The organism is uncultured Endozoicomonas sp. (assembly GCF_947495845.1).
Lineage (GTDB): Bacteria > Pseudomonadota > Gammaproteobacteria > Pseudomonadales > Endozoicomonadaceae > Endozoicomonas.
The window spans coordinates 77038-93031 of record NZ_CANMAO010000006.1; the positions used below are offsets into that span (position 1 = coordinate 77038).

Annotated in this window: 16 protein-coding genes; 2 read left to right on the forward strand and 14 right to left on the reverse strand. The window is 48.9% G+C overall.

Annotation, left to right across the window (positions count from 1 at the left end):
- Nucleotides 1-138: 138 nt before the first annotated feature.
- From Q1B11_RS06630 to Q1B11_RS06645, 4 genes are all read right to left on the reverse strand, one after another.
- A complete protein-coding gene (locus Q1B11_RS06630) occupies nucleotides 139-3237 on the reverse strand; it encodes an SPOR domain-containing protein (protein ID WP_299729502.1) in 3099 nt (1032 codons plus the stop codon).
- A gap of 115 nt (nucleotides 3238-3352) precedes the next feature.
- Nucleotides 3353-3919, reverse strand: a complete 567-nt coding sequence (locus Q1B11_RS06635) for a YggT family protein (RefSeq protein ID WP_299729505.1) — start codon at nucleotides 3917-3919, stop codon at nucleotides 3353-3355.
- Between the two features lie 77 nt (nucleotides 3920-3996).
- The gene (gene proC / locus Q1B11_RS06640) at nucleotides 3997-4818 is read right to left on the reverse strand and encodes a pyrroline-5-carboxylate reductase (RefSeq protein ID WP_299729508.1); all 822 of its coding nucleotides are present in this window, start codon (nucleotides 4816-4818) and stop codon (nucleotides 3997-3999) included.
- Complete coding sequence (locus Q1B11_RS06645) at nucleotides 4818-5552, reverse strand: YggS family pyridoxal phosphate-dependent enzyme (protein ID WP_299729511.1); 735 nt, start codon at nucleotides 5550-5552, stop codon at nucleotides 4818-4820. Before Q1B11_RS06645 ends, proC begins: the two co-directional genes overlap by 1 nt.
- Before the next feature lie 67 nt (nucleotides 5553-5619).
- On the opposite strand from Q1B11_RS06645, the gene Q1B11_RS06650 reads away from it, so the two are divergent.
- Together Q1B11_RS06650 and Q1B11_RS06655 are read left to right on the forward strand one after the other, a co-directional pair.
- Nucleotides 5620-6654, forward strand: coding sequence for a type IV pilus twitching motility protein PilT (locus Q1B11_RS06650; protein WP_299729514.1), 1035 nt, complete (start codon nucleotides 5620-5622; stop codon nucleotides 6652-6654).
- Nucleotides 6654-7781, forward strand: coding sequence for a PilT/PilU family type 4a pilus ATPase (locus Q1B11_RS06655; RefSeq protein WP_299729517.1), 1128 nt, complete (start codon nucleotides 6654-6656; stop codon nucleotides 7779-7781). The genes Q1B11_RS06650 and Q1B11_RS06655 overlap by 1 nt, the downstream gene beginning before the upstream one ends.
- An 80-nt stretch (nucleotides 7782-7861) precedes the next feature.
- On the opposite strand, the gene ruvX is transcribed toward Q1B11_RS06655, so the two are convergent.
- The 10 genes from ruvX to rsgA form a co-directional block, all read right to left on the reverse strand.
- Complete coding sequence (gene ruvX / locus Q1B11_RS06660; RefSeq protein ID WP_299729520.1) at nucleotides 7862-8311, reverse strand: Holliday junction resolvase RuvX; 450 nt, start codon at nucleotides 8309-8311, stop codon at nucleotides 7862-7864.
- Nucleotides 8311-8883 carry a YqgE/AlgH family protein gene (locus Q1B11_RS06665; protein ID WP_299729523.1) on the reverse strand — a complete coding sequence of 191 codons (573 nt, stop codon included), beginning with the start codon at nucleotides 8881-8883 and terminating at the stop codon, nucleotides 8311-8313. Before Q1B11_RS06665 ends, ruvX begins: the two co-directional genes overlap by 1 nt.
- Before the next feature lie 57 nt (nucleotides 8884-8940).
- Nucleotides 8941-9828 (reverse strand): energy transducer TonB, encoded by an 888-nt coding sequence (locus tag Q1B11_RS06670; RefSeq protein WP_299729526.1) that lies wholly within the window; start codon nucleotides 9826-9828, stop codon nucleotides 8941-8943.
- Nucleotides 9829-10165: 337 nt separating this feature from the next.
- Complete coding sequence (gene gshB, locus Q1B11_RS06675) at nucleotides 10166-11128, reverse strand: glutathione synthase (RefSeq protein ID WP_299729529.1); 963 nt, start codon at nucleotides 11126-11128, stop codon at nucleotides 10166-10168.
- Between the two features lie 142 nt (nucleotides 11129-11270).
- Entirely contained in the window at nucleotides 11271-11471 is a 201-nt protein-coding gene (locus tag Q1B11_RS20435) for an adenosylcobinamide-GDP ribazoletransferase (protein WP_366139436.1), read from the reverse strand.
- Entirely contained in the window at nucleotides 11380-11604 is a 225-nt protein-coding gene (locus Q1B11_RS06680) for a nicotinate-nucleotide--dimethylbenzimidazole phosphoribosyltransferase (RefSeq protein ID WP_299729532.1), read from the reverse strand. Before Q1B11_RS06680 ends, Q1B11_RS20435 begins: the two co-directional genes overlap by 92 nt.
- Before the next feature lie 82 nt (nucleotides 11605-11686).
- Entirely contained in the window at nucleotides 11687-12571 is an 885-nt protein-coding gene (asd, locus tag Q1B11_RS06685) for an archaetidylserine decarboxylase (RefSeq protein WP_299729535.1), read from the reverse strand.
- 121 nt (nucleotides 12572-12692) lie between these two features.
- The gene (locus tag Q1B11_RS06690; protein ID WP_299729538.1) at nucleotides 12693-13538 is read right to left on the reverse strand and encodes a rhodanese-like domain-containing protein; all 846 of its coding nucleotides are present in this window, start codon (nucleotides 13536-13538) and stop codon (nucleotides 12693-12695) included.
- A gap of 290 nt (nucleotides 13539-13828) precedes the next feature.
- Nucleotides 13829-14689, reverse strand: coding sequence for a TauD/TfdA family dioxygenase (locus Q1B11_RS06695; RefSeq protein ID WP_299729541.1), 861 nt, complete (start codon nucleotides 14687-14689; stop codon nucleotides 13829-13831).
- A gap of 64 nt (nucleotides 14690-14753) precedes the next feature.
- Nucleotides 14754-15779, reverse strand: coding sequence for a small ribosomal subunit biogenesis GTPase RsgA (rsgA, locus tag Q1B11_RS06700; RefSeq protein ID WP_299729544.1), 1026 nt, complete (start codon nucleotides 15777-15779; stop codon nucleotides 14754-14756).
- Nucleotides 15780-15994: the final 215 nt, after the last annotated feature.

The following is a 15994-nucleotide window of genomic DNA, read 5'->3' on the forward strand; positions in this document are numbered from 1 at the left end:
GGAGCCATTCGGCTCTCTGATTAATCCCGTTTTCTACGTTCTTTTTGTTTATCCGCTTTGTCCATTACCTCAAGAAAATTGACCATTCTTCTGAAACCTAATAAAGCTTCTACTTACCTTTTCACGGTATTAGTTGATTTACGGTTGCTGGTCTAAATTATGAGATCGAGGATATTGTTGAAGCGGTAATTGAGCACCAAATTTTTCGAGTATGATGTTGATATCTTTAAGGTCTAATTCTGGGCCAATAAATACACGATAATATAAATTACCTTTAACCGTGACTGTTTTGCCATAGGCATTAAAGCCAGACTTTCTGATAGTCTTCATAACACTCAGTGCTCTATTTTTATCTTGATAACTGCCCGCATGAATAAAAAACGACAGTGATTTTGTATTGTCAGCATTTACCGGGAATTGTTTGAATTGTAATTTTCCTTTTAGTTTGGCAATCACTTTATTGACATCCGGCAGTGAGAGTTCGGGCCCTATCATGACTCTCTTGTACGAAGTGCCATCCACCACTGCATTCTCTATATAAGCATTAAAACCGGCCTGCTTGATCAAAGATAGTGCGTTAGCAGCACGACGTTCAGATTGATAACTCCCGGCTTGTAGATAAAAACCTGATGATGAGTTAGAGCGCGTTGGGCGAATGGCTATTGGTTTTGTTTCCGATATTTTTACTTCTACTGGTTCCTGACTGGCCGGTAAGCGTTGAATAATCGCTTCTTGAGGGACGGCTTGAGTAACAGGCATCCCTTGTGATTCATCTAAAGAGCGGGTCTGAATGAGCGCGAATTTAGTAATGGCAGCTCGGAGCCTGAGGACATCTGCTTTGCTAAGTTCCTGTTCGGCTTTAAGCCAGTCAGTGGTAACCCGCTGCTCAATTTTTTGAATAAGCTTCTTGGCTGTCTTGCTGCTCTGTGCTTCATTTTCAAGCCACTGGAGCCAGCGTAAGTCCAGAGTTGCTTCGTGCAGGTCAAGAAAGCGACGATGAATATCAGGTGTTTTCGAGCAATGTACCGGGGAAGGGTAAAGGTAAATCATGTCACCTTCTCGGCCGTCCGTTGGATCAAAAGGGTCAGCGGTTGGCATACGACCATGCCATTGTAAGTAACCATCAGCACCAGAACGCCATAGGTAAAATCCGGACGCCAGCCGTGGGCGAGGCATGTTATATAGCCATACTTCGCTGTTTTCCTGAAAGCGATCAATGGTGTCTTCAGCAACGTTAATGCCGTGATTGATCAGTAGCAGGTCTGCATGCTCTGCCAGTTCATCCTGGCGGCCATTATTCATATGACCCGCTGTTTTCATTTGCAGTTCAGGAGAGTCCAGTAGCATTCCACTGTTTTTAATTTGTTGATATTTCTCTGGTAACGGCTCGTCGAAAATAGACCAGTAGAGAGAAGGCAGTCCTTGGGTTGTCATAATGCTTTTTAATGCCGCCAGATCATTGGTGGCATTGGCAGTGTTCTTTTGCGCAAGTAGTCGTTTCAGAGGTGAATACGCCAACAGATTTTCGGTGAAACCGTGATCTTTTAGTTGCTGTAACTGTGCTATGAAGCGTTCGCGGGACTTCTCGTTATCGGGGGTTGCCAGTGCAGGGGCGACAGTGCTGAAACCATGAGAGGCCAGTAATGACAAATCGCAGGCGGTAGCTGCAGCACGATGGGGGGCAAGCGTAGCAAACCACTGATAGTAAGGTGCTGGTTCCAGATAGAGCCCGACGGGTGCTTCCAGCTCAGGCAGCGCCATGGGCAATACCTTCAGCTGGTAGTCCAGCACCTTCAGCTCACCCTGGCTGAACAGCTGAACCTTGCCGAAATAGTTGCCAGCGGGTGCTTCTTTTGGGATGTGAACTTGAATATGCAATCTTCTGGGCTTCTGACTGGATATCTGCATATGTTCCAGATCAGATCGAAGATAACTGTCGTCGATAGTCAATGATGTTGCATTGGGGTAAGGGCGCTCAAAACGCCAGTGCCCATATCGTTTGGCAATCTCCAGCGATTCATTCACTATATTTTTTGGGGGGGAAATCGCCAGTACAGGGGCAATATCGTCGACGGGGCTTTTAATTTCGAATAAAAGGTTAAGTACGGTGTTTTTGGCGACCGGATAAAAGCCATCGTCCGTTTTAGTTTGTTGACTGATGTCTTCTAATAACAAGGTTGCAGTGGCGTTATGGCTGTCGCTGACAACAGGCCATTTGTTCAGAAACCGTTCTTGCCGCTTTTTCTGAATCTGGCTGGCATAGATTCCATCGATAGGTTCAATGACCAAGCCAGAGAGGAAATTCCCGCCAAAATCACCGGTAAGGTTAATGGTCACCAGACCATCACTGACGTTAATATGCTCTGAAATAAAGCCATCACGGCGTTCACCAACCAATGACCAGAGATCACCATCAATCCCCGCTTCTTTCTGTCGGCCGGCAAGGTATACGGTATTTATCCATTGGGACTCTGTCAGCGTCTGTTTAGTAAAAGGCTTGTTGTTGACGGCAATGGTTCTGTTCAAAAAGTGAGGGAGGTATTCCCATTCACCTTGGTCCTGAGTCCACAAACTCACTTTCCACTGGCCATCGGGCCATGGGATCTGCACTTGATTGATTCCGGAAATACCATCTCGAATCAGCGCATCACCAGAAACCCGAGCACGCACTTTCGGGATTCCTTTAATAAACGAATGATTTTTCTCTATGGGTTCAAAACCCGGGAATACGGGGCTGGTGGACGAACCAAAATCCAGTGCCATGGTTTGATCCGGGATGCTATTTCCCTTGCTGATGACCACCGCATTGAGTTTGATACCGGTCCAACGCGACGATGTAAAAATGATCATTTCTGTATAAGGCTGTCCCAGTGGCTTTTTGCTGGATGTGTTCAGCCCTGTGAGTGGAATGGTCAGGTTGAAAGGGCCGGGAGCCAAGGTAAATTCACGGTTGTTGCGAGAGTAATAGTTGGAGGATTGATCATTATCAATACGTACCACCAGTATCTCAGGTTCATCAGAGGTATTGGTGCCGGAGACAATCAGCTCTGTGCCCCGCTCGATGGTTTGGTCATCAAAACGGTAGTTGAAAGGGGGTGTTTGCTGATTATTAAGAAGTATGTCATCCGCCACTGTTATTCCAGGAAACAATGTCAGCAGGCACACCAAAAGAGCAGAGCGAACAACGGTTTCTGGAGATAGACCAAAAAGGTGTGAGCAGAATTTTTCCAGAAACATGGTGCTATCCGTGACCTGAAATGTAGGGGAATAGCAGTGATATCGACGGGGGGAGTGGAGCGCTTGAAGGAAGCCGGCACTCAAAAGAGTTGAGTGCCGAATTTTCTACAATTGATCAGGCTAATGCGCCCAGAAAGTTCTTTAGGGTAATAATCACAATAACCAGAACCATTAATGAAAAATCCAGGCCGCCCATGGGTGGAATCACTTTGCGGATTCGGCTGGAAAGCGGTTCGGTAATCTGATGCAGCAGCATCAGGCCCGGGTTGTAACTGCCTGCAGCTACCCAACTGGCAATGGCAATGATGATCAGGCTGAACATGTAGATGTTCAGAAACTCAATGCAAATTTGAATAACGCTTTTGAATAACACCGCGCCGACCGGCACTTGAGCTGGCGAAAATCCAGACAACGCAAACAGCACGTAATACAGAATAATCTGCAGCACCAGTGCCAATACCAACGAGGCAAAATCGATCCCGGCATAACCTGGGATAACTTTGCGAATGGGGGTCAGGAGCGGGGAAGTAGCTTTCACAATCGCCTGGGAGATCGGGTTATAAAAATCCGCCCGAACCAGCTGTAGAAGAAAACGCACCAGCACCGCCATGATATACAGCCCACCGAGGGTCTGTATTAAAAAGCTGAGGCTTGAAGTGAGCCCTGAAGAAAGTGCACCCATAATGTTTGTCAGTTACCTGTTAATAATCTTTCGATAATACATTAAAGCTTACTGTTGGCATGTCAATGAAGTGAAAATCAGTCCTTCAATGCTTCCGCCATTTCTATCGACCGCTTAACGGCGGCATTCATTGCTTTCTCAATCAATGCTGGCAAGTCGCCATCCATAAAGGTGTTGATTGCCTGCTCAGTGGTGCCATTTGGCGACATTACCCGACGTTTTAATTCAGCGGTATCCACATCACTGGCCTGTGCCATTTTGGCTGCACCGAAAGCGGTTTGTTGAGTCAACCGTTTAGCGGTTTCCTGATCAAGGCCGAGTTGGGTGCCAACCTGTTCCATCACTTCCATAAATAGGAAGTAGTATGCGGGGCCGCTGCCGGAAACGGCGATGACTGCATCAATTAATGATTCTTCCTTTACCCACTCGGCAATGCCGATGGCGGAGAAAACACGATCAACCAATGCTTTCTGTTCAGGTGTCACAGCGGTATTGGCAAACAGACCAGCCGCGCCACACTGCAGCAGCGATGGCGTGTTTGGCATGCTTCTGACGATGGCTTGATCATTGCCAGCCCAAGCTTCGAGACTGCTCATTGTGATGCCAGCTGCGACAGAAATAAGCAGAGACACAGCGGGGATGGATGAACGTAAGTCCGACAGCACGGCTTTCATCATCTGTGGCTTTACACAAAGCATGATGATATCAGCCTGTTGCACAGCCTGATGGTTGTCGGTGGTGGTTTCAATGGCGAATTGATCTTTGATGGCTGACAGCGTTGCTTCGGTGCGGGCCGTTGCAATCAATCGCTCTGTCGGCCAACCATTCTGGATAAGGCCACCGATGATACCGCTGGCCATATTGCCTGCACCGATAAAAGCGATAGTTGGCTGATTCATTATTCTTTTTCCTGATTTTTATATGCATTCTGAGACGGCTTTTGTGCATAGTCTCTCTCACCAAACAGCGCTGTGCCGATGCGCACCATGGTTGAGCCTTCTTGAATAGCCGCTTCCAGATCGTCACTCATTCCCATGGAGAGCGTATCCATATCCAGAGAAAACTGCTCATTCAGGTTTTTAAGCGCATCTGCCAGTGTTCGAAATGGAATTCGCTGTTGCTCTGGGTCTGACTCTGGCGCCGGAATACCCATCAGCCCGCGTAGCTTAAGCCGGGGTAATTGGTTGATGGCTTGTACTAGCTGTGGCAGCTCACTCAGGTTAATTCCGGATTTGGACGATTCTTCACTGATATTGATTTGCAGGCAGATATTCAGCGGCGGCAATGATTCAGGACGCTGGTCATTCAGCCTCTGGGCAATCTTAAGACGATCCACACTGTGCACCCACTCAAAGTGCTCTGCTATATCTCGTGTTTTATTTGACTGAATCGGGCCGATAAAGTGCCAGTGAATATCAGAAAGGTCGCCCAGTGCCTGAATTTTGCTGATGGCCTCCTGCAGGTAGCTTTCACCAAAGTGTTTCTGACCACAACGCCAAGCGGCGCGTATCATGTCGGCCGGTTTTGTCTTGCTGACGGCCAGTAGTTGAACCTGACCTTGGCGGTGGCAGGTTTGTTCAGTTAAGTGAATCTGGTCATAAACCTGTTGAAATCGGTCTTGTAATAAGGTCATTTGACGGTACATTAGCGCAATATAAAAAAACTATTTTACCTGCTTCGTGTAATTAGGGGGATATTAAATGGATATTACTGAACTTCTCGCGTTCAGTTACAAGCAGGGAGCGTCGGATTTGCACTTGTCTGCAGGCCTGCCGCCCATGATTCGTATAGACGGTGATGTGCGTCGAATCAACCTCCCTTCAATGGACCAGAAAGAAGTCCATGGACTGATTTATGACATCATGAATGACCGCCAGCGTAAGGATTTTGAAGAGCACCTCGAGGCGGATTTCTCCTTTGAAGTACCCGGCGTAGCCCGTTTCCGTGTTAACGCCTTTAACCAGAACCGTGGCTCCGGCGCGGTATTCCGTGCGATCCCCAGTAAAGTACTGACCATGGATGATCTGGGTATGGGTCAGGTCTTTAAAACCATTTCGGACAAACCAAGGGGATTGGTTCTGGTCACCGGGCCAACGGGCTCTGGTAAGAGTACGACGCTGGCAGCCATGATCGATTATATCAATGACACCAAGTACGAACACATTCTGACCATTGAAGACCCCATCGAATTTATCCACGTTTCCAAAAAATGTCTGGTCAACCAGCGTGAGGTTCACCGGGATACTCACAGCTTCAGCAACGCATTGCGTTCTGCGCTTCGTGAAGACCCGGATATCATTCTGGTGGGTGAGATGCGAGACCTTGAAACCATCCGTCTGGCGATGACCGCGGCAGAAACCGGTCACCTGGTATTCGGAACCTTGCACACCACCTCCGCGGCTAAAACCATTGACCGTATCGTGGACGTATTCCCGGCAGATGAGAAAGCCATGGTTCGTTCCATGCTGTCAGAATCTTTGCAAGCGGTTATCTCTCAGACGCTACTCAAGAAAAACGGCGGTGGTCGTGTTGCTGCCCATGAAATTATGATTGGTTCCCCGGGCATTCGTAACCTGATTCGTGAAGATAAGGTTGCGCAGATGTACTCTGCTATTCAGACAGGTGGCAGTTTAGGCATGCAGACGTTGGATCAGTGCCTGACCGAACTGGTGCGTAAAGGGGTTGTTAATCGTGATGTTGCCCGTGAGAAAGCGAAGAACGGGGACGCGTTTTAATGGAAATTGAGAAGTTATTAAAACTGGTTGTGGCTAAAAAAGCGTCTGACCTGTTTATTACGGCGGGTTTTCCGCCCAGTGTGAAGTTGGATGGCCGACTGGTTCCGGTTACCAAAACCCCATTAAATGCCACTGAAGCTAAAAATATTGTGCTTGGCATGATGGGAGATAAACAGAAAGCGGAATTTGAAGCGTCGCTGGAGTGTAACTTCGCTATTAATAAGATGGGTATTGGCCGTTTCCGGGTTAGCGCATTTCAACAGCGTAATCAGGTCGGCATGGTGCTTCGTCGTATTGAAGAGAAAATTCCTGACCTTGATTCTCTAAAGCTGCCCAACATACTGAAAGATCTCGCCATGACCAAGCGTGGCTTGATCATCATGGTCGGCGCTACCGGTACGGGTAAATCCACATCTTTGGCGGCGATGATCGGGCATCGCAATGAAAACGACATGGGTCATATTATAACCATCGAAGACCCGGTGGAATTTATTCACAACCATAGACGATGCATTGTTACTCAGCGGGAAGTGGGTATTGATACAGAGTCTTATGAAGTTGCCTTGAAAAATACGCTGCGGCAGGCACCAGACGTGATTATGATCGGTGAGATTCGAAGCCAGGACACCATGAGTTATGCCCTGAACTTTGCAGAGACCGGTCACCTGTGTGTGGCAACCCTCCACGCCAATAACGCGAACCAGGCGCTGGACCGTATTCTGAACTTTTTCCCATCAGAAATGCATCATCAAGTGTGGTCAGATTTGTCCCTTAACTTGAAAGGCATTATTGCCCAGCAGCTGGTGCCCTGTATTGATGGTAAAGGACGCCGGGCGGCGATAGAAGTTCTCCTGAATTCACCATTGGCGCAGGACTTGATCCGCAAAGGGGATGTTCACAGTCTGAAACCGTTGATGCAAAAATCCAGAGAGATTGGTATGCAAACCTTTGACCAGGCACTCTATGATTTGTACAACAGTGGTGAGATTTCCTACGATGATGCCATCAAGCATTCTGATGCACCAAACGACTTGCGCCTGATGATCAAGTTGGCTTCTGAAACCGATGGAGAGTATCTGACTGAACAGAGTGGTAAAAAGCTCACTGTTCAGATGGATGATTTCTAAGGTTTCAATACTGACGGTAACTTGGAAGGTTGCCGACATTTTCGTGTCAAAGTGTCGGCAAACCTTTCAGGTTTACCGACCTACGAGCCGAACAATGCTTCATTAGACGGGTCATTCAACCAGGCTTCCAGTATGATCTGCGCAGCCATGGCATCGACGGGATTCGATCCGTAATGCCCTTTATGCCCGAGTTTTCCTGCCCACTCTTTCGCTTCAAAAGACGTCAGCCGCTCATCGGCTTCGTAAAATGGCAAATTAAAACGACCATGAATTCGGTTGCCAAATTTACGGGCACGGCGAGACATTTCAGACTCTGTACCGTCCATATTTAGTGGAATCCCCACAATCACCGCATCCGGCTTCCATTCGCTGATCAGGGCTTCAATCTGTGACCAATCGGGTATTCCGTCTTTGGCTTTCAGCGAAGGCAGGGCGGTGGCTGTTTGGGTAATCACCTGGCCCGCGGCAACACCAATATTCCGGGTGCCAAAATCAAATCCTAAAACGGTTCGTAATAATTTATCAGTCATTATGCGTGGCCTACCTGATCAGACATCAGGCTAAGGTCAACTCCAAGGGTTTTGGCCGCAGCGTTTAGCCGCAGGTGATAGGGTGTTTCAAAAATAATGGCAGGGTCTGCCTGACAAGTCAGCCATGTGTTGTCAGCAATTTCCTGCTCCAGCTGCCCTGCGCCCCAACCTGCGTAACCAAGGGCCACCATGCTTTGTTTTGGCCCACGATTTTCTGCCATGGCGCTTAGGATATCGTTGGAGGTTGTCAGTTGTATGCCTGAGCAAATGGTCATGCAATTATCCCAGTTAGACTCGCCGGAATGCAGAACAAAGCCGCGCTCTTGGGAGACAGGACCACCTGCATACACAGAGTGTCCACCAGTATATAAAGTTTCATTGGTGGTTATGCCCATTTGTTGGAAAATTTCACTCAGAAGCAGTGTACTGGGTCGATTAACCACAAGACCCAGGGCGCCTTCTTCCGAGTGTTCGCAGATCAGGGTTAAAGCACCGGTAAAAGAAGGGTCTGCCATGCTGGGCATGGCAATCAGAAATTGGCTTTTAAAGCTTTGTGAGAGAGTGCTACTCATAGCGGCAGTTTAGGGTAAACCTATTTGATGGCAAGCCTGAGCAGGAGAAATAGCTATCTATTCACTGAACAGGCGGTTCCCCGGTTCGAAGCGCCAGGTCCGGATGATTTCAACGAGATCATAGCTCTTCAGTGTATCGTCAAATGGGGTAAACGGCGATGACAGTCTAACAATTCGAATCGCAGCATCGTCCAGAACTTGGTAACCGGACGAATCAAGTATCTCAATCTTGTTCAGGGTTCCGTCACGGTTAATCGCCACCATCAAGCGCAGTTCACCGTAGAGCTTTTGTTTGCGGGCTTTATCGGGGTAATTGAGGTTGCCAACCGTTTCTACTTTGCGGCGCCAGGACTCTTTATAGAAGGCGCCGTCTTCCTGCAGGGTGGATGCCGCCGTTAGCCGCTTAATGCGAGGGCGTTTAGCATAATCCTGCCTTTGTTTATGAAGCTGAGCTTCCAGGCTGGCAATTTCATTCCTGAAATCAATCGCTTTGCGGGGCTTGTCACGCTCTTCTGCCGCTGGTTTTGGCGTTTCTACATCAACCTTTGCCGTTGTTTTGTGTGAGCTCGCCGCTGTGGTTGTTATACGGCGCTGTTCAGCAATGACTTGCTCGGGTTGAGCAGCCGCTTGTGCTTTAGGCTGCACTTCGCGAATAGACTCATCCTGAAATTGTGCTTGTTGATCGCTGGATGGCAGCGCTTTTTTATCCAGCGTACCACTACCTTGCTGGTTAATCTGAGCAAGGTAATCCGCATCCTTTGGCTTTTCTTTGCTTTGATAAGTAGCAAGCGTCACTTCAAGTGTTGGCGGTGGTGCGGTTTTATCATTCACTGCAAACGTAATACCCAGCACCACCAGAAGGTGCAGAGCAGCGGCCGCAAACAGGGTAAAACCCAGGCGGTCGGCAGTGGAAACGGCCGTGGAGGCAATAACTGGCTGAGACATAGCGTTCTGAATACTGCTTTCCTTGATGCTTTTAGGGCGCTTGTAGCAGGGCCTTCCCGTACGGTGGGCGAAGAGGTGAAATCATTCGCACCACCGCTGACTATATGCAACTTTGTAACGGAAAAAAACTGATAGTTTCCGGTTATACCAATGGCGCTTTTAAATTGTGGAGTGAGCAAGTTATTTTGATCGGCAGGGCAATACCCGAGGGCATAAAGGCGAAGAGCCGAGTCATAGCCTTTACGCCCTGTGGGTGGTAGCTATGGCGAGGAACTTCAACGCTGATCCAGTCGATCAAAATGGCTGCACAGCCCATAATTTACAAGCTGAATTGGTATCATTTATCTGTAGCTGTGAGCTTTGCCTCAATCTTATCCATTAACTCTCCTGCAATATCCAATTTGAACTGATTATCCAGCTCACGGATGCAGGTCGGTGAAGTAACATTGATTTCGGTCAGGTAATCGCCGATGACATCAAGACCCACAAAAAGTAGACCTTTCTCCCGAAGTACCGGGCCAACTTGACTGGCAATCCAACGGTCACGGTCGCTCAATGGTCGACCCTCACCAGTACCACCGGCAGCAAGGTTGCCACGAAGTTCACCTTCCGCAGGAATACGAGCCAGACAATAAGGAACAGGCTCACCATCAATCATCAGAATGCGTTTGTCGCCAGATTTAATGTCCGGAATATACTTTTGAATCATGGCCTGACGTTGACCCAGCTCGGTCAGGGTTTCGATAATCACACTGAGATTGGCGTCACCCGGATGAGTGCGGAAAATAGAGCTGCCGCCCATGCCATCCAACGGTTTCAAAACCACATCGCCGTGTTCTTCAGCGAACTCTTTCAAGAGACGCGGGCTGCGGGAAACCATCACCGGCGGTGTGCACTGAGGGAAGAGAGTGGCAAACATCTTCTCGTTACAGTCACGGATACTACGCGGGTTGTTGACGATCAATGTGCCTGCGGCCTGGGCCTGTTCCAGCAGGTAGGTGCTGTAAATGAACTCCATATCGAAAGGTGGGTCCTTTCGCATCAGAATCACATCCAGTTCTTCCAGAGGCATTTCCTGACGTTCGCCCAGCTCAAACCAGTCTTCAGGATCGGCTTTGACGGTCATGGGCTGCACGCTGCCCATGGCCTTTCCCTCTTTCTGATAGAGGTCTTCCTGCTCCATGTAAAACAGCTGCCACTGTTTATTACTGGCCGCCAATAACATGGCCAGAGAGCTGTCTTTTTTGTAATTGATGGAGGCAATGGGATCCATCACGATGCCGAGTTTAATGCTCGTCACGATACAATCGTCCTCAAGTGGGATGCATATCAATCGCGCTTTGCAGAAGCGAGATTGATATATTGCGACATGTTAGGTGGGAATATACCAATAAGTCGGCGTTGAGTCATAAAATAAGCCGATGGCTCATTCAAATTTGAGCTTACGCCATAGTAGCTATGAGTATCAGATAGATAAGCAGTTCTGATAACTGTTGTGCAGCACCAAGACAATCCCCCGTGAAGCCACCGATGCGCTTGATAATCCATCGTTTAAACAGCGAGCGAAATATCAGAGTGATGGCAATGATCGTCAGCGCCGGCAAACACAATGGCGGTGGGAGAATGGATTTCAATGTTGGCAACCGCAGCGTCTTTGCTTTGGCTTTGAATCAGAGCTAGCTGGTGGGCTAGGGATTCCAGTTGACCAAGAGCGCCGACGGGTTTGGTTTTTTGATGGATGCGATGCCAGATGGCATCCGAGTGTGCCTGATTCATTATTAGTACAGCTCTGTCGGCTACTTAAAAAAAGGGCATCACCACTGTTGTGTTGATACCCATTATTTTGAACGTCTGGTGATTATTCTGTGATCGATGCAGCGGAACTCATGGCCTTGCTCTGAGCCATGGCTTCACCCATTTTCACCGCCTTGCCAGACTGCCAGTTTTCCAGCCAGTCGATCTGATCTTTGCCAAACAGAACAATAGCGGTTGAGCCCAGTTTGAATCGTCCCAATTCATCACCCCGGCTCAGCTCAACAGCATTGCTGGCATCGCCATAGGCTGTTGTATCCACCTGACCACGTTTTGGCGTGACTAATCCTGCCCAGACGGTTTCAATACTGGCAACGTTGATGGCGCCCACCATAATCACTGCCATTGGGCCAAACTGGGTATCAAAGATGCTCACGACCCGCTCGTTACGGGCAAACAATCGTGGAATGTTTTCAACCGTTCCCTGGTTTACAGAGAACAAACGACCAGGCACATGTACCATTTTGTGCAGAGTACCGGCGGCTGGAATATGCACGCGGTGATAGTCACGAGGTGACAGGTAAATGGTGGCAAATTTACCGCCCATAAATTCCTGACCCAGTTGTAGATCGCCACCGAGGAGTTCTACCAAACTGTAGTCATGGCCTTTGGCCTGAAAAATTCGGCCATTGTCGATATCACCAATCTGACTGACCACACCATCAGCAGGGCTGACAATCATGCCAGGGTCTTCTGGCAATGGACGAGCGCCGTCTTTTAGAGAGCGGGTGAAAAAATCATTGAAGTGAACATAATCTTCCGCACTTTCCCGTTCGGCTTCTGCCATATCCACATGGTAGGTATCGATGGCCCAGCGGATAAGGGCGTTTTTAAACCATGGGATCCGTGACTCAACAAAGTAGTGTACAGATCGGGAAATAAGGTGGTGAGGAAGTACATACTGCAGTGCAGCAAACAGCTTCTCTTTCACGATGAGAGGGTATCCTTTATTAGTGCCTGATGAAGTGTGTGCTGATAATCCAGCACACGTTTCAAAATTGGATTCGCGGCCATTGTAATTGAACATATGGCCGCCTGCACCTTCAGGATGTTTACAGTGAGACTGGAGTATTTGGTAAATTGCCCCACTCAGACCAGGAGCCGTCGTAGGCTCTGACGTTGTCGAAGCCCAGGGACTTGGCAACCAGATAAGTAAAGCCAGAGCGGTGATGGCCCTGACAGTGGGTAATAATGCGTTTGTCACCGTTGATTCCAATGGCTGCCAGTTCGGATTCCACTCCGTTTTTTATTCGGTAGTTTCTCTGGGGATCCATGGCGCGAGTCCATTCAAAATTCACGGCGCCGGGGATATGGCCGGCTTTCTGCGCCATGACTTTTTCACCACTGTACTCTTCTGGTGAGCGTGCATCCCAGATGACAAACTCAGGGTTATCCAGACTATCAATAATAAAATCACTGGAAGCAATAACGCTGTCATCAATGTTCAGAGAAACTGTTTGTATAGAAGCATCGGCAGAAGCTCTCTGGTTGGGCTGACTTTCCACCGGATGCTTTTCCTTTAACCACGCGTGAATGCCGCCGTTGAGGTAGGAATAATGCTTGTGCCCGATCACATCCAGAGTCCAGATAAAACGACCAGCCCAGCCACCGCCTTCATCATCATAGACGATAAAATGTTCTTCGCCGGTGTAACCCAGCTCGGCGAATAAGGCTTCGAGCTGACTGACGGGCGGGAGCTTGCCTCTGGCGGGCAGAGTGCCTGCAACTAAGCGGGCTGGGTTAACGCTGATGGCGCCGGGCACATGAGCCTGACGATACAGCTGTGGATTGCAAAGATCGATGATGATCAGGTTGTCTTTCAGGGGCTGATCGGAGGCCAGTAATGTTTCCAGAGCTTCCGGCTCCAGTATCAGTGGCAAATTATTATTTTCTGTCATGGAGTCTCTCTCTGGAGTGTGCTCTTTTATACCCATCGGCTTTCAAGATGCTACGTTGTTGTCAGCGTTCGCTCACCCCGATCACCTACTACTTGTAGGCTACTACTGACAACGTTCCTGACGTTGTTCAGCATACACTCCATCCTTGGAGTTAACGGGCCCCCGAGGGCCTAAAGGCTTCGCTCACTTGTCGCCTAGTAGCATCTTGAAATCCAATGGGTATATGTCGAGGCTGTTTTGAGGACATTGCTGAGGGCATTGTAATGATATTTGCACTTTGGATCATCAGTTCACCTAGCAACGACACCCAGGCGCAAAGCGATACGTTGTTGGTTCATTGAATCGTAAGGTTGGCCGCAGTGCATAACCTGAGAGTTATCCCACATGACGATATCGCCTTCCTGCCAGCTGTGAGCGTACACGTTGCAGCTGGCTAACACCTCGTCCAACAATGTGTACCAAAATGCTTTTGCAGACTCAGGGTCATCTTCACTGCCTACCGGTATTGCCGTATCAGAACCCATATACAAGTTTTTTTCTGCGGTGAACTGGTGTTCAGAGATCAGAGGGTGACTTTTAGCGGGCGTTTCATCAAACGATAATTGGCGACCAAAAGTAGGCGGAGAGTGGATAAGCTTAATATTTTTCAAAACGCGCTGACGTTCAGGACTTAAGGATTTTAACGCCTCCTGCTGATCGAGAAAGTGGGTGCTATGACGTTGTTCGTCATGAATATCAGGCACCTTATGAGCATGGAGCATCACTACGTAAGGCGCGTTCATCTCCAGCCCTTCAAGCTTTGGCAGGGCATCTTTGTCGTGATGCCACTGGCAGGCAACAGACTCGGGTGGTTTTTCAACCGGGCCTGAAGGGTTGCCCAGAATAGCAACATGACGGCTGATCAGCTCATTGGGAAGCTCTGCGTTTTTGTCACGACTGCCGCCAAACATCAGTGGTCCGAAGGTATCCGCGGCAAACTGTTCAAGCTCTTCTGCGGTAAAGTGCTGATTCCGGCAAACCGCTACACCATGTTGCCAAAGGGTATTTTTCAGATGGGATTGTTGATGAGGCGTCAGGGATTTCAGATCCAGCCCTGAGTGTACTTCAATACCCAGTCTCGGATGATGGTCGGTGGTTTGATACTGGGTCATTGTCAGGTCGGGATAGAAAACATGACCGCAGTATAGGCAACCACGGTGCATGCTTGAGCTTTTATTACGCTTTTTCCAGAGAGACAAGAATGCTTCGATAACTGTTCATTCGCTCTTCCGAGATATCACCATCTAACAGCGCCTTTTGGAGCGCACAGCCGGGCTCTTTTTCATGATTGCAGTCACGGAATTTGCAATAACCAATAAACGGACGGAACTCACGGAAACCATCTAGCACCTCTTCCGGCTCCATGTGCCAGAGGCCAAACTCACGAATGCCCGGAGAATCGATCAGCATGCCGCCAGCCGGAAAGTGGAATAGCTTGGCGGCAGTGGTGGTGTGGGTGCCTTTGCCGGTGGTTTCTGAGAGTGCGCCTACTTTGATATCCACACCGGGCAGAAGGGTATTCACCAGTGATGATTTACCCACACCACTTTGGCCAACAAACACACTGATGTGTTCGTTCAACAGATTTTTGATCGCCGCCAGCCCATCTTCCGAGAGGGTTGATGCCTTTAACACTCGATAACCAATGCGCTCGTAACTGGCGAGCATCTCATCGAGGGCTTGTTTGTCTGCCGGATTTTCCAGCAGGTCCGTTTTGTTCAACAGGATAACAGGCTCAATACCCACCGTTTCTGCTGCCACCAGATAGCGGTCGATCAGGTTTGGGTATGGCGTAGGTACTGGTGCAATCACTACCACGATGTAATCAATATTGGCGGCGACGGGTTTCAGCTGGCCGTGCATATCTGGCCTGGAAAGCAGGTTGTCCCGGTCTTCCAGCGCAACGACCACGCCGATATCGTCTTTCAGAGAAGGTCGCCAGACGATCCGATCGCCAGTTACCAGCTGGGGCAGATTTGCCCGCAGGTGACAACGGTAGGTTTCCCCGGGTTTGCCGATGGGCTCGATATCCAGCTGGGCGCCATAGTGAGCAATGATCAGGCCCGGTTGTTCCGGCCCCAGAGCATCATCACGGAGCTCCTGGGTAATTTGAGCTTCCCGTTTCTGAGCCCGGGCTTTACGCTCTTCCTGGATCTTTTCGATGCGCCAACTCTGTCTGCGCGTTAGTTTGCGCTTACTCATGGTGTTTGTGGGGCTTTTGTGGATAAGTTCATAAGTACCCGATCATATGAAATCGGATATTTCTGGGCAATTGAGCAGGTGCTATGCAAGGCACAACGCAGGGAGCGTAGCAGCGCTACGTAACTGAAGTTGTAACGCCGCAGAGCGTCTGATCGGTTGGTCAGAATAGATGATTTCATATGGTTGGGTACTTACAGTTGTATTGTGTTGAATTC

What these genes read in the sequence shown, in the direction of transcription:
- Q1B11_RS06630 (WP_299729502.1), bottom strand. Translation starts at nt 3,237, where the DNA reads ATGTTTCTGGAAAAATTCTGCTCACACCTTTTTGGTCTATCTCCAGAA.
- Q1B11_RS06635 (WP_299729505.1), bottom strand. Translation starts at nt 3,919, where the DNA reads ATGGGTGCACTTTCTTCAGGGCTCACTTCAAGCCTCAGCTTTTTAATA.
- proC (WP_299729508.1), bottom strand. Translation starts at nt 4,818, where the DNA reads ATGAATCAGCCAACTATCGCTTTTATCGGTGCAGGCAATATGGCCAGC.
- Q1B11_RS06645 (WP_299729511.1), bottom strand. Translation starts at nt 5,552, where the DNA reads ATGACCTTATTACAAGACCGATTTCAACAGGTTTATGACCAGATTCAC.
- Q1B11_RS06650 (WP_299729514.1), top strand. Translation starts at nt 5,620, where the DNA reads ATGGATATTACTGAACTTCTCGCGTTCAGTTACAAGCAGGGAGCGTCG.
- Q1B11_RS06655 (WP_299729517.1), top strand. Translation starts at nt 6,654, where the DNA reads ATGGAAATTGAGAAGTTATTAAAACTGGTTGTGGCTAAAAAAGCGTCT.
- ruvX (WP_299729520.1), bottom strand. Translation starts at nt 8,311, where the DNA reads ATGACTGATAAATTATTACGAACCGTTTTAGGATTTGATTTTGGCACC.
- Q1B11_RS06665 (WP_299729523.1), bottom strand. Translation starts at nt 8,883, where the DNA reads ATGAGTAGCACTCTCTCACAAAGCTTTAAAAGCCAATTTCTGATTGCC.
- Q1B11_RS06670 (WP_299729526.1), bottom strand. Translation starts at nt 9,828, where the DNA reads ATGTCTCAGCCAGTTATTGCCTCCACGGCCGTTTCCACTGCCGACCGC.
- Q1B11_RS06680 (WP_299729532.1), bottom strand. Translation starts at nt 11,604, where the DNA reads ATGAATCAGGCACACTCGGATGCCATCTGGCATCGCATCCATCAAAAA.
- Q1B11_RS06690 (WP_299729538.1), bottom strand. Translation starts at nt 13,538, where the DNA reads ATGACAGAAAATAATAATTTGCCACTGATACTGGAGCCGGAAGCTCTG.
- Q1B11_RS06695 (WP_299729541.1), bottom strand. Translation starts at nt 14,689, where the DNA reads ATGACCCAGTATCAAACCACCGACCATCATCCGAGACTGGGTATTGAA.
- rsgA (WP_299729544.1), bottom strand. Translation starts at nt 15,779, where the DNA reads ATGAGTAAGCGCAAACTAACGCGCAGACAGAGTTGGCGCATCGAAAAG.